A 12,692-nucleotide genomic window follows, 5' to 3' on the forward strand; every position below is an offset into this window, starting at 1 on the left:
CCCCCCGCGGGCCCTTGCCCGGTCCCCGTTCATGACCAGCCCCCCGAGATCCCCGACATCCCCGATGTTCCCGTCTTCATGCTCTTGCTCTGCGCCGCGCCCGCGCGCTGCGCGTCGGCCTGCTGCCACAGCGTCTCCAAGGGCGTGCCCGGCGCGACCGCGACCGCCGTCCACCCCGCCTCGCGCAGCAGCCGCAGCCGGTCCTCCGCCTGCTCCCGCAGCGCCGCCGCCCGGTCCGGCTCGGCGGTCCACACCGCGGAGTCCGTGACGAAGGCGACCGCCCCGCCGGCGCGCCGGCGCATCTGGGCGGCGATCGCCGCCTGTTCGTCGTCCAGATCGCCGAAGAAGGCGATCAGCAGCCCGTCGCTGCCGCCGCGCAGCACTTCGTACGAAGGCGACAGGCCGCCGCCCCCGTCGAGGCCGGAGTGCCCCACGACCGCGAGGGTGTCCATCATCAGCCCGGCCGAGTCCGCCGACTCCTGCGTGGAACCGGCGAATCCGCCCGACCCCTCGCCCGGCACACACGTGCCGGTGTCGGTCAACAGCCTCACCGAGAAACCCCGTTCGAGCATGTGCACCAGCACCGAGGCGGCCCCCGACACCGCCCACTCGAAGGCCGAGTCGGGCCCCGCCCCGGCGTACGCGCCGCGCCGGGTGTCGAGCAGCACCGTGCAGCGGGCCCGCTGCGGCTGCTCCTCGCGGCGCACCATCAGCTCGCCGTGGCGCGCGGTGGAGCGCCAGTGCACCCGGCGCAGGTCGTCGCCGTGCCGGTAGCCGCGCGGAATGATGTCGTCCTCGCCGGCCAGCGCGAGCGACCGCAGCCGCCCGTCGCCGTACCCGTTGGCCTCGCCCGTCAGCCGCACCGCGGGCAGCGCCTCCACGCGCGGGACCACCGTCAGGGTGTCGTGCGCGCTGAACGACCGGCTCAGCTCGCACATCCCGAACGGATCGGTCAGCCGGAGCTGGAGCGGCCCCAGCGGATACCGTCCGCGCAGGTCGGAGCGCACCCGGTAGGACACCTCGCGTCGGCCGCCCGCCTCCACCTTGTCCAGGACGAAGCGGGGCCGGGGCCCGAGCACGTACGGCACCCGGTCCTGGAGCATGAGCAGCCCGGTCGGCAGCCGCGAGACGTTCTCCATCCGCAGGTGCACCCGCGCCTCGGACCCGGCGGGCACCCGGGCGGGCGTCAGCCGGCGGCTGCCCGCGACCCGGTAGCGGGTGCGGTAGAGCACGACCACGCACAGCAGCGGCAGCACGGCCAGCAGCACGCCCACCCGCAGCAGGTCGCCCTGCCCGAGCACGAAAGCGCAGACGGCGGCGGCCACCCCGGCGGCCAGGAACGACCGGCCGCGCGTGGTCAGCCCGGACAGCGCCGCCCGGCCGCCGCTCCTCTCCAGGGCGCCCTGCTCCCCGGGCTCGGCCTCCGGGACCCGGCCGGACATCACAGCGACCGGAGGCCGGGCGCGCCGTACGGCGGTGCGGGGGCGCCGGAACCGGTCGGCACGGGGACGCGCTGGAGGATGTCCAGCACCACCTGTTCGGCGGTGCGCCGGTTCAGCTGGGCCTGCGCGGTCGGCAGCAGCCGGTGCGCGAGCACGGCGGCGGCCAGCGCCTGCACGTCGTCGGGCAGCGCGTAGTCCCGGCCGCTGAGCGCGGCGGAGGCCTTGGCGGCCCGCAGCAGGTGCAGGGTGGCCCGCGGGGAGGCGCCCAGGCGCAGGTCGGGATGGGTGCGGGTGGCGCCGACCAGGTCGACCGCGTAGCGCCGTACCGCCTCCGCGACGTGCACCGTGCGCACCGCGTCGATCAGCTTGACCACGTCGTGGGCGTGCGCCACCGGCTGGAGGTCGTCCAGCGGCGAGACGCCGCCGTGCACGTCCAGCATCTGCAGCTCCGCCTCGGGGGAGGGGTAGCCGATGGAGACCCGGGCCATGAAGCGGTCGCGCTGGGCCTCGGGGAGGGGGTAGGTGCCCTCCATCTCGACCGGGTTCTGCGTCGCCACCACCATGAACGGGTTCGGCAGCTCGTACGTCTGCCCGTCGATGGTGACCTGCCGCTCCTCCATGGACTCCAGGAGCGCGGACTGCGTCTTGGGCGAGGCGCGGTTGATCTCGTCGCCGATGACGATCTGCGCGAAGATCGCACCCGGCTTGAACTCGAAGTCGCGCCGCTGCTGGTCGTAGATCGACACACCCGTGATGTCCGAGGGCAGCAGGTCCGGCGTGAACTGGATCCGGCGCACCGAGCAGTCGATGGATCTCGCCAGCGCCTTGGCGAGCATGGTCTTGCCCACGCCCGGCACGTCCTCGATGAGCAGGTGCCCCTCGGCGAGGAGCACGGTCAGCGAGAGCCGTACGACCTCCGGCTTGCCCTCGATCACAGCCTCCACCGACCTGCGCACCTGCTCCGCTGTGGTGGTCAGATCTGTGAGGCTCGCTCGATCGTCATAGGTCGTCACCCGGCCCTCCTCGGCCCTTACGGGCCGGCGTCACGACGACGCGAACGGCCCACCCCGAAAACACGGACACCGCGGTCGCGCCGGAAGGGGCCCGACCGGGTGTCTCGTACGCATTCTTGTTGCCGTTACCGCTTCGTGTCACTCGCCTGTGGACAAGTGTGTGCGAAATGCCGGAGTCGGGGCTTTTCTGCACGGGTTCCGGGCAGGCTCAGGCGGGATCGATCTCCCGCAGCAGGCCCGTGGTCACGTCGAAGACGAAACCGCGCACACTGCCCGTGTGCAGCAGGAACGGCGAGGTCCGCACGCGCTGCATCGACTGCCGTACGTCCTGGTCCACGTCGCGGAAGGCCTCGACCGCCCAGGACGGGCGCTGGCCGACCTCGTCCTCGATCTCGTGCCGGAAGTCCTCGGTGAGGGACTCCAGGCCGCAGTTCGTGTGGTGGATCAGGATGACGCTCCGGGTGCCCAGCGCCCGCTGGCTGATGGTCAGCGAGCGGATCACGTCGTCGGTGACCACGCCGCCCGCGTTGCGGATGGTGTGGCAGTCGCCGAGCGAGAGGCCGAGCGCGTCGTGCAGGTCGAGCCGGGCGTCCATGCAGGCGACCACGGCGACCTTCAGGACGGGGCGGGCGTCCATGCCCGGGTCGCTGAAACCGGAGGCGTACTCCTGGTTGGCCTTGACGAGGCGGTCGATGACCGTCGGGTCGGTGTCCGGGCCCTGGGCGGCCGCGGAACCCTCGGGAAGAGATGCGGAAGTCGACATGGCTATGACGGTAATGGCCGACGCGGGCCGGGACCCGCCGGGGGAGGGGAAAAGGAGGTCAATGCGTCCCGTTGTGAGCTAACCCACAAGGCCCCCCGGGGGCGGTCCGTCCTTCCCTCGTACGAGTGAAACGGCGGCCGGAGGGACTGTCGCGGGCACGCCGCACGGCCCGTCGCCCGTTGATTGACCGTGCGGGCCGGTGGACTAAAGTGACGCGTTGTACGAAATCCAGTGAGTTCCCCGCGCGCGGCAGTTACGTACGGCCCGGCCTCCGCCCGCTCGTCGGCCGGACGCCCTCCACCGGGCCCGGCTCCCCTTCCCGAGCGGGTGGGGACCGGGCCGTACGTACACCTGCACGCCGCGCGCTGTTGTTCTGAGAGGGCGCATGAGCCAGACCCGACACGTCCCGGTGATGCTCCAGCGGTGCCTGGACATGTTGGCCCCGGCCATCTCCGAGCCCGGCGCGGTCGTCGTCGACTGCACCCTCGGGCTCGGCGGCCACAGCGAAGCCCTCCTCACCCAGTTCCCGGGTGTGCGCCTGATCGGCCTCGACCGGGACAAGGAGGCCCTGCGCCTCTCCGGCGAGCGCCTGGCCCCCTTCGGCGAGCGCGCCACCCTGGTGCACGCGGTCTACGACGAGCTGCCCGAGGTCCTGGCGGGGCTCGGCGTCCCGCGCGTCCAGGGCGTCCTGTTCGACCTGGGCGTCTCCTCCATGCAGCTCGACGAGGCCGACCGGGGCTTCGCGTACGCCCAGGACGCGCCGCTCGACATGCGCATGGACCAGTCGGCCGGGGTCAGCGCCGCCGAGGTCCTCAACACCTACGCGCCCGGCGAGCTGGTCCGCATCCTGCGCCAGTACGGCGAGGAGAAGCAGGCCAAGCGGATCGTCTCGGCGATCGTGCGCGAGCGCGCGAAGGAGCCCTTCAGCAACAGCGCCCGCCTGGTCGAGCTGATCCGCGACGCCCTTCCGCAGGCCGCCAAGCGCACCGGCGGCAACCCCGCCAAGCGCACCTTCCAGGCGCTGCGCATCGAGGTCAACGGCGAGCTGGACAGCGTGGAGGCCGCCATCCCGGCCGCCGTGCGGGCCGTCTCGGTCGGCGGCCGCGTCGTCGTCATGTCGTACCAGTCGCTGGAGGACCGCATCGTCAAGCAGGTCTTCGCGGCGGGCGCGGCCAACACCGCCCCGCCGGGCCTGCCCGTGGTCCCCGAGCGCTACCAGCCGCGCCTGAAGCTGCTCACCCGCGGCGCGGAGCTGCCCACCGAGGAAGAGGTCGCCGAGAACCGCAGGGCGGCCCCCGCCCGGCTGCGCGGCGCCCAGCGCATCCGGGAGGAAGAAGCCGAGTGACCAAAGCGGCCAAGCAGGTACGGGGGAGAGCGGCGCGGCTCTCCGAACTGATGCCGTCGGGCCCCGCCCAGGCGGCCCGCACTCCCTTCGTGCTGCTGGTCGTGGTGCTGCTCGGCGGCGGACTGATCTGCCTGCTGATGCTGAACTCGGCGCTGAACGAGGGCTCGTTCCGGCTGAACGACCTCAAGAAGCAGACCACCGAGCTCACCGACGAGGAGCAGGCCCTCCAGCACGACGTCGACGACCGCTCCGCCCCCGGCGCCCTGGAGCGCCGGGCCCGCGAGCTCGGCATGGTCCCGGGCGGCTCCCCGGTCTTCCTCGACCCCGACGGCACGGTCCGCGGCACTCCGAGCCGGGCCCCCGAGCCCGAACCCGCCCTGGAGCCGGTGCGCCCGCAGCACGCTCCCGCAGTCCCTCCCGGGAGCGCGGACCGGACCCCGCCCCCGGCCCCGCCCGCCTCCGGGCCGCAGACGCAGCCGCCCCCGACGACCCCCGGCAGGTGACGCAGTGCCCCCGAAGGCCGTGCCCCCGAACGACGGACCGCGCCGCCGGGTCCCGGCCCCCGGCCGGCCGCCCGCGCGCAGGCCCGCCCCCGCCCGCCGCCCCGCCGCGAAGGCCAAGACCCTCCGGCTGGGCAGTCCCAAGCCCCGGCTCCGGCTGGTCGGCCTCGGTCTGACGCTGGTGATGCTGGCCTTCGTCGTACGCCTGTTCCAGGTGCAGGCCGTCGACGCGGCGACGTACACCGACAAGGCGGAACGCCAGCGGCAGGCGCGGCACACCCTCACCGCCGAGCGCGGCGAGATCACCGACCGCAGCGGCATCGCGCTCGCCGCCAGCGTCGACGCGCACGACATCACCGCCGACCCGCACCTCTTCACCCCCGGGGAGGCCAAGGTCCCCGACGCGCCACAGCAGGCCGCCGCGATCCTCGCGCCGATCCTCGGCAAGGCCCCCGCCGACCTGGCGAAGAAACTCGCCACTCCCAAGTCGCGCTACGTCGTGCTGGCCCGCCGGCAGACCCCGCAGGTCTGGAAGCAGATCAAGGACCTCAAGAGCGTGTACGGCGACAAGGCCGCCGCCGCCAACCTGCGCAGGCCGAACTCCGCCGCCAACCTCCTCGGCGGCATCCTCCAGGAGCCCAGCAGCACCCGCGTCTACCCCAACGGCGACCTCGCCGCCGGAATACTGGGTTACGTCAACGCCGCCGGCCGCGGCGCGGGCGGCCTGGAGGTCAAGCTCGACAAGGAGCTCGCCGGCCAGGACGGCGAGGTCACCTTCGCCCAGGCGGGCGGGCGCCGGGTGCCCACCGCCGGGGCCAACGAGACCCCCGCGGTGCCCGGCTCCGACATGGAGCTCACCATCGACCGCGACATCCAGTGGGCCGCGCAGAACGCCATCGAACAACAGGTCAGGAAGTCCAAGGCGGACCGCGGTTACGTCATCGTCCAGGACACCCGCACCGGCGAGGTCCTCGCCATGGCCAACGCCCCCGGCTTCGACCCCAACGACCTCTCCCAGGCGAACGCCGCCGCCATGGGCAACGCCGCCCTCCAGGACGCGTACGAGCCCGGCTCCACCTCGAAGATCATGTCCCTGGCGGCCGTGCTGGAGGAGAAGGTGGCCCACCCGGGCACCCATGTCGTCGTCCCCAACCGGCTCAAGCGCGGCGACCGCCTCTTCAAGGACGACATCGACCACCCCACCTGGTACCTCACCCTCAACGGGGTCCTCGCCAAGTCCTCCAACATCGGCACCATCCTGGCCACCGGCGAACTCGGCGACACCCAGGCCGAGGCCAACAAGGTGCTGCACTCCTACCTGACCAAGTTCGGCATCGGCCGGCGCAGCGGCCTCGACTTCCCCGGCGAGACACCCGGCATCCTGGCCCCGCCGGAGAAGTGGTCCACCTCGCAGCAGTACACGATCCCCTTCGGCCAGGGCCTGTCGGTCAACGCCCTCCAGGCCGCCTCCGTCTACTCCACCATCGCCAACGGCGGGGTGCGGATCGAGCCCACCCTCGTACGGGGGAGCAAGGGCCCGGACGGTCGCTTCACGCCCGCTCCCGCCCCGCCGAAGACCCGGGTCGTCAGCGAGCGGACCGCCACCACCCTGGCCAAGATGCTGGAGTCCGTCGTCGACGACGAGGAGGGCACCGGCACCAAGGCGCGCATCCCCGGCTACCGGGTCGGCGGCAAGACCGGCACGTCCAACCGGGTGGACCCGGAGACCGGCCGGTACAAGGGCTACACGGCCTCCTTCGCCGGGTTCGCGCCCGCCGACGCACCCCGCATCACCGTCTACTGCGCCATCCAGAACCCCACCACCGGCAGCTACTTCGGCGGCCAGATCTGCGGACCCGTCTACAAGCAGGTCATGGAGTTCGCCCTGAAGACCCGCCAGGTCGCCCCCACCGGCGGCAAGCCGGCCCGGCTCCCGGTCTCCTTCGAACCCGGCCGGTGACACACCCGGGCGGACGGCGGAGCGGCATCCCGAGTACCGAAGTGGAAACCCTCAGTGACAACGCTCACCAACGACCACCGAAAACGGGTTGCGGAACCCCCCTGCTTTCGCCCGCAGCCCGGTCCGGCGGGTACGCTCACCGCCGTGCCACACGCTGATCAGTCCCAAACCACCCAGAAGGACGCCCCGGTGAACTACCCCGGAGCGCCCAGGCCGGACCGGGTCCGCCCGACGACCCTCGGGGAGCTGGCCGAACGGCTGGGCATCGAGTCCCCAGGACCTGGAGAGACCACAGGAATCACGCACGACTCCCGCGCGGTGCGCCCCGGCGACGTCTACGCCGCCCTCCCCGGAGCCCGCCTGCACGGCGCGGACTTCGTCGCCCAGGCCGCCGAACTGGGCGCCGCCGCCGTCCTCACCGACCCGACGGGCGCCGAACGCGCCGCCGCGACCGGGCTGCCCGTCCTCGCCGTGGAGAACCCGCGCGCCCACATGGGCCAGCTCGCCGCCGACATCTACGGAAACCCCGGCCGCGACCTGCTCCAGATCGGCATCACCGGGACCTCCGGCAAGACCACCACCGCCTACCTCGTGGAGGGCGGCCTCAAGCAGGCCGGCGACCTCCCCGGGCTCATCGGCACGGTCGAGATGCGCATCGGCGACGAGCGCGTCAAGTCGGAGCGGACCACCCCCGAGGCCACCGACCTCCAGGCCCTGTTCGCGGTGATGCGCGAACGCGGCGTGCGGTCGGTCGCCATGGAGGTCTCCAGCCACGCCCTGGTGCTCGGCCGGGTCGACGCCTGCGTCTTCGACGTGGCCGTCTTCAACAACCTGAGCCCGGAGCACATGGAGTTCCACTCCGACATGGAGGACTACTTCCAGGCGAAGGCGCAGCTCTTCACCCCGAAGCGGTCCAGGCTGGGCGTCCTCAACTTCGACGACGAGTACGGCCGCCGCCTGGTCACCGAGGCCACCGTCCCGGTGATCACGTTCTCCGCCGAGGGCCATCCGGACGCCGACTGGCGCGCCGAGAAGGTGGACGTGGGCCCGCAGTCCAGCACCTTCACGGTGGTGGGCCCGAACGGCGAGCACGTGCACGCCACCGCGCCGCTGCCCGGCCCCTTCAACGTCGCCAACACCCTCGCCGCGATCGTCACCCTGGCCGCTGCCGGGTACGACCCGCAGACCGCCGCCGACGGCATCGCCGCCGTCCCCGGCGTCCCGGGCCGCCTGGAACGCGTCGACGCCGGACAGGACTTCCTCGCCGTCGTCGACTACGCGCACAAGACGGACGCCGTCGAGTCGGTCCTGCGCGCCCTGCGCAAGGTCACCGAGGGGCAGTTGCACATCGTGCTCGGCTGCGGCGGCGACCGCGACACGCACAAGCGCGGCCCGATGGGCGCCGCCGCCGCACGGCTCGCCGACACCGCCGTGCTGACCAGCGACAACCCCCGCTCCGAGGACCCCCTCGCGATCCTGGCGACCATGCTCGCCGGCGCCGCCGAGGTGCCCGCCCACGAGCGCGGCGACGTCGCCGTGTTCGAGGACCGGGCCGCCGCCATCGCCGAGGCCGTCGCCCGCGCGCGGAGCGGCGACACCGTCCTCGTCGCGGGCAAGGGCCACGAACAGGGCCAGGACATCAACGGCGTGGTCCGTCCCTTCGACGACCGCACCGTGCTGCGTGCGGCGGTCGAGCGCCGCCTGAAGGACACGCGCCCGCAGGACACGCGCCCGCAGGACACGGAAGACAAGAGGGGCTGACCGGAAATGATCCCCCTTACCCTCGCCGAGATCGCCGCGCTCGTGGGCGGACAGACCCACGACATACCGGACACCGGCGTCACGGTCACCGGCCCGGTCGTCATCGACTCCCGCAAGGTCGGCCCCGGCAGCCTGTTCGCCGCGTACGCCGGCGCGCGCGTCGACGGCCACGATTTCGCGGCGCGCGCGCACGAGGCGGGCGCGGCGGCCGTGCTGGCCACCCGGCCCGTCGGCGTGCCCGCCATCGTCGTGCCGGACGTGACCGAGGCGCTCAGCGCGCTCGCCCGCAGCGTCGTCTCCCGGCTGGGCGCCGACGTCGTCGCGCTCACCGGGTCCGCGGGCAAGACGTCCACCAAGGACCTCATCGCCCAGCTCCTGGAGCGCAAGGCGCCCACGGTCTACACCGAGGGCAGCCTCAACAACGAGATCGGCCTGCCGCTCACCGCGCTGCGCACCGTCGAGGACACCCGGCACCTGGTCCTGGAGATGGGCGCCCGGGGCATCGGCCACATCCGCCACCTCACCGAACTGGTCCCGCCGCGCATCGGCCTCGTCCTGAACGTCGGCAGCGCGCACGTCGGCGAGTTCGGCAGCCGCGAGAACATCGCGCTGGCCAAGGGCGAGATGGTCGAGTCCCTCCCGGCCGACGGCGTCGCCGTGCTCAACGCGGACGACCAGTTCGTACGGGAGATGGCATCGCGCACCAGGGCCCGCGTCCTGTACTTCGGCGAGGCCGAGAACGCCGACGTACGCGCCACCGACGTGCACCTCACCGAGGACGGCCGGCCCGTCTTCACGCTCCACACACCCTCCGGGTGCAGTGACGTGACCATGCGGCTGTACGGTGAGCACCACGTGTCGAACGCGCTCGCCGCGGCCGCCGTCGCCCATGAGCTGGGTCTGTCCGTCGACGAGATCGCCGTGGCGCTCTCCGAGGCGGGTACCCTCTCCCGCTGGCGCATGGAGGTCACCGAGCGGCCCGACGGCGTGACGGTTGTCAACGACGCCTACAACGCGAACCCCGAATCCATGCGAGCCGCCCTGCGCGCGCTCGCGTCCATGGGCAAGGCCTCACAGGCACGGGGGGGACGCACGTGGGCGGTGCTCGGACACATGGCCGAGCTCGGTGACACCTCACTCGTCGAGCACGACGCGGTCGGACGGCTGGCCGTCCGGCTCAACGTCAGCAGGCTGGTGGCAGTCGGGGGCCGGGAAGCGTCCTGGCTGCAACTGGGCGCCTATAACGAGGGTTCGTGGGGTGAGGAGTCGGTGCACGTGTCCGACACGCAGGCGGCGATCGACCTGTTGCGCAAGGAACTGCGCCCGGGGGACGTCGTGCTGGTGAAGGCATCCAGGTCGGTCGGCCTCGAAGCGGTCGCCCAGGCACTGCTGACGCCCGCCACCGAGGGTGAGGTCGCCGGCGCATGAGCCAGATCCTCTTCGCGGGGGCCATCGGCCTCTTCCTGACGCTCATCGGCACCCCGCTGCTGATCAAGCTGCTCGCCCGCAAGGGCTACGGCCAGTTCATCCGTGACGACGGCCCCCGCGGCCACCACGGCAAGCGCGGCACCCCGACCATGGGCGGCATCGCCTTCATCCTGGCCACGCTCGTCGCGTACGCCCTGACGAAGGTGCTCACCGGCAGCCCGCCCTCCGTCTCCGGTGTGCTGGTGCTGTTCCTGATGGCGGGCATGGGCCTCGTCGGCTTCCTCGACGACTACATCAAGATCGTCAAGCAGCGCTCGCTGGGTCTGCGGGCCAAGGCGAAGATGCTCGGGCAGTTGATCGTCGGCATCGCCTTCGCGGTGCTCTCGCTCAACTTCTCCGACAGCCGCGGCCAGACCCCGGCCTCCGACAAGCTGTCGTTCGTCACCGACTTCGGCTGGTCCATCACCCCGGTGCTGTTCGTGGTGTGGGCGCTGTTCATGATCCTCGCGATGTCGAACGGCGTGAACCTCACCGACGGCCTCGACGGACTCGCCACCGGCGCCTCCGTGATGGTCTTCGGCGCGTACACCTTCATCGGCCTGTGGCAGTTCCAGGAGGCCTGCGCCAACGCCACCAGCCTCACCAATCCCAACGCCTGCTTCGAGGTCCGCGACCCGCTCGACCTCGCGGTCGTCGCCTCCGCCCTGATGGGCTCCTGCTTCGGCTTCCTGTGGTGGAACACCTCGCCCGCCAAGATCTTCATGGGCGACACCGGCTCGCTGGCCCTCGGCGGCGCGCTCGCGGGCCTCGCCATCTGCTCGCGCACCGAGCTGCTGCTCGCCATCCTCGGCGGCCTCTTCGTACTGATCACCATGTCGGTGGTCATCCAGGTCGGCTCGTTCAAGATGACCGGCAAGCGGGTCTTCCGGATGGCACCGCTCCAGCACCACTTCGAACTCAAGGGGTGGTCCGAAGTCCTCGTCGTGGTCCGCTTCTGGATCATCCAGGGCATGTGCGTGATCGTCGGACTCGGTCTCTTCTACGCAGGATGGGCAGCCGGAAAGTGACCAGCTGGCAGGACAAGAACATCACCGTGGCCGGTCTCGGCGTGAGCGGCCTCAGCGCCGCCCGCGCCCTGGCCGGCCTCGGCGCCCGCATCACCGTCGTGGACGGCGGCGACAGCGCCACGCACCGGGCCCGCGCAGCGGAGCTCGAAAGCGAAGGCATCGCCGTACGGCTCGGGGACGCGGACACCCTCCCGGACCGCACCGAACTGGTCGTCACCTCGCCCGGCTGGAAGCCCTCCAGCCCCCTGTTCCAGGCGGCGGCCGAGGCGGGCGTCGACGTCGTCGGCGACGTCGAGATCGCCTGGCGGCTGCGTGGCCCGGACGCTCCCCCCTGGCTCGCGATCACCGGCACCAACGGCAAGACCACCACCACCCGGATGCTCGCGTCGATCCTGACCGCGGCGGGCAGGCGCACCGCCGCCGTGGGCAACATCGGTACCCCGATCGTCGACGTGGTCCTCCAGGGCGCCGCCTATGACGTCCTCGCCGTCGAGCTCTCCTCGTACCAGCTCCACTGGGCCCCCTCCCTGCGCGCCCACTCCGCCGCCGTCCTCAACCTGGCCCCCGACCACCTCGACTGGCACGGCTCCATGGACGCCTACGCCGCCGACAAGGGCCGCGTCTACGAGGGCAACACCGTCGCCTGCGTCTACAACGCCGCCGACCCCGCCACCGAGGACCTGGTCCGCGCGGCCGACGTCGAGGAGGGCTGCCGCGCCATCGGCTTCACCCTCGGCACCCCGGGGCCCTCCCAGCTCGGCATCGTCGACGGCATCCTGGTCGACCGCGCCTTCGTGGCCAACCGGCAGAAGAACGCCCAGGAGCTGGCCGAGGTCTCCGACGTGACCCCCGCCGCCCCGCACAACCTCGCCAACGCCCTCGCGGCCGCCGCGCTGGCCCGTGCGTACGGCGTGGAGCCCGCGGCGGTACGGGACGGCCTGCGCGCCTTCCGCCCCGACGCACACCGCATCGAGCACGTCGCGGAGGTCGGGGGCGTCACGTACGTCGACGACTCCAAGGCCACCAACACGCACGCCGCCGAGGCCTCGCTGGCGGCCTACGAGTCCGTCGTGTGGATCGCGGGCGGCCTCGCCAAGGGCGCCACCTTCGACGACCTGGTGAAGAAGTCCGCGCAGCACCTGCGTGGCGTCGTGCTGATCGGCGCCGACCGTGCTCTCATCCGCGAAGCCCTCGCGCGACACGCGCCCGAGGTGCCGGTGGTCGACCTCGACCGCACCGACACTGGGGCGATGGAGGCGGCGGTCCGCGAGGCGGCTGCGCTCGCCTCGGCGGGGGACACGGTGCTCATGGCCCCGGCCTGCGCGTCGATGGACATGTTCGCCGACTACACCCGGCGCGGCGAGGCCTTCGCCGCCGCCGTGCGCGAACTGGCCGACGGCCGGGCCTGACACC

10 protein-coding genes are annotated in these 12,692 nt (G+C 72.5%); 7 read left to right on the plus strand and 3 right to left on the minus strand.

Translation table 11 applies throughout. From position 1 onward, the window contains the following. Positions 1-29: 29 nt before the first annotated feature. The 3 genes from ACIP93_RS11345 to ACIP93_RS11355 all read right to left on the minus strand — a co-directional run bounded on the left by ACIP93_RS11345 (position 30) and on the right by ACIP93_RS11355 (position 3,218). Positions 30-1,442 carry a DUF58 domain-containing protein gene (locus tag ACIP93_RS11345; protein ID WP_401757557.1) on the minus strand — a complete coding sequence of 471 codons (1,413 nt, stop codon included), beginning with the start codon at positions 1,440-1,442 and terminating at the stop codon, positions 30-32. Next, positions 1,442-2,455: a MoxR family ATPase gene (locus ACIP93_RS11350; RefSeq protein WP_345223760.1), complete on the minus strand. Its 1,014-nt coding sequence runs from the start codon at positions 2,453-2,455 to the stop codon at positions 1,442-1,444. Before ACIP93_RS11350 ends, ACIP93_RS11345 begins: the two co-directional genes overlap by 1 nt. A gap of 208 nt (positions 2,456-2,663) precedes the next feature. Then, positions 2,664-3,218, minus strand: a complete 555-nt coding sequence (locus ACIP93_RS11355; protein ID WP_345223762.1) for a carbonic anhydrase — start codon at positions 3,216-3,218, stop codon at positions 2,664-2,666. A gap of 385 nt (positions 3,219-3,603) precedes the next feature. On the opposite strand from ACIP93_RS11355, the gene rsmH reads away from it, so the two are divergent. The 7 genes from rsmH to murD are packed head-to-tail and all read left to right on the plus strand — an operon-like array spanning position 3,604 to position 12,688. Next, on the plus strand, positions 3,604-4,563 hold the full coding sequence (gene rsmH / locus ACIP93_RS11360) for a 16S rRNA (cytosine(1402)-N(4))-methyltransferase RsmH (RefSeq protein ID WP_345223764.1): 960 nt from the start codon (positions 3,604-3,606) through the stop codon (positions 4,561-4,563). After that, on the plus strand, positions 4,560-5,066 hold the full coding sequence (locus ACIP93_RS11365) for a septum formation initiator family protein (protein ID WP_401757559.1): 507 nt from the start codon (positions 4,560-4,562) through the stop codon (positions 5,064-5,066). The genes rsmH and ACIP93_RS11365 overlap by 4 nt, the downstream gene beginning before the upstream one ends. A 19-nt stretch (positions 5,067-5,085) precedes the next feature. Continuing rightward, the gene (locus tag ACIP93_RS11370) at positions 5,086-7,023 is read left to right on the plus strand and encodes a penicillin-binding protein 2 (RefSeq protein WP_345226542.1); all 1,938 of its coding nucleotides are present in this window, start codon (positions 5,086-5,088) and stop codon (positions 7,021-7,023) included. 54 nt (positions 7,024-7,077) lie between these two features. Next, a complete protein-coding gene (locus tag ACIP93_RS11375; protein ID WP_380836952.1) occupies positions 7,078-8,784 on the plus strand; it encodes a UDP-N-acetylmuramoyl-L-alanyl-D-glutamate--2,6-diaminopimelate ligase in 1,707 nt (568 codons plus the stop codon). 6 nt (positions 8,785-8,790) lie between these two features. Beyond that, positions 8,791-10,212, plus strand: a complete 1,422-nt coding sequence (gene murF, locus ACIP93_RS11380) for a UDP-N-acetylmuramoyl-tripeptide--D-alanyl-D-alanine ligase (protein WP_345223768.1) — start codon at positions 8,791-8,793, stop codon at positions 10,210-10,212. Continuing rightward, positions 10,209-11,279, plus strand: a complete 1,071-nt coding sequence (gene mraY, locus ACIP93_RS11385; protein WP_401757562.1) for a phospho-N-acetylmuramoyl-pentapeptide-transferase — start codon at positions 10,209-10,211, stop codon at positions 11,277-11,279. Before murF ends, mraY begins: the two co-directional genes overlap by 4 nt. Then, positions 11,261-12,688 (plus strand): UDP-N-acetylmuramoyl-L-alanine--D-glutamate ligase, encoded by a 1,428-nt coding sequence (gene murD, locus ACIP93_RS11390; protein WP_401757564.1) that lies wholly within the window; start codon positions 11,261-11,263, stop codon positions 12,686-12,688. Before mraY ends, murD begins: the two co-directional genes overlap by 19 nt. Positions 12,689-12,692 lie beyond the last annotated feature (4 nt).

Source organism: Streptomyces sp. NPDC088745, assembly GCF_044751045.1.
GTDB lineage: Bacteria > Actinomycetota > Actinomycetes > Streptomycetales > Streptomycetaceae > Streptomyces > Streptomyces cremeus.

Bases quoted from the DNA above. Each gene is read 5' to 3' on its own strand.
- ACIP93_RS11345 (WP_401757557.1), bottom strand. From the start codon at position 1,442: ATGTCCGGCCGGGTCCCGGAGGCCGAGCCCGGGGAGCAGGGCGCCCTG.
- ACIP93_RS11355 (WP_345223762.1), bottom strand. From the start codon at position 3,218: ATGTCGACTTCCGCATCTCTTCCCGAGGGTTCCGCGGCCGCCCAGGGC.
- rsmH (WP_345223764.1), top strand. From the start codon at position 3,604: ATGAGCCAGACCCGACACGTCCCGGTGATGCTCCAGCGGTGCCTGGAC.
- murF (WP_345223768.1), top strand. From the start codon at position 8,791: ATGATCCCCCTTACCCTCGCCGAGATCGCCGCGCTCGTGGGCGGACAG.
- mraY (WP_401757562.1), top strand. From the start codon at position 10,209: ATGAGCCAGATCCTCTTCGCGGGGGCCATCGGCCTCTTCCTGACGCTC.
- murD (WP_401757564.1), top strand. From the start codon at position 11,261: ATGGGCAGCCGGAAAGTGACCAGCTGGCAGGACAAGAACATCACCGTG.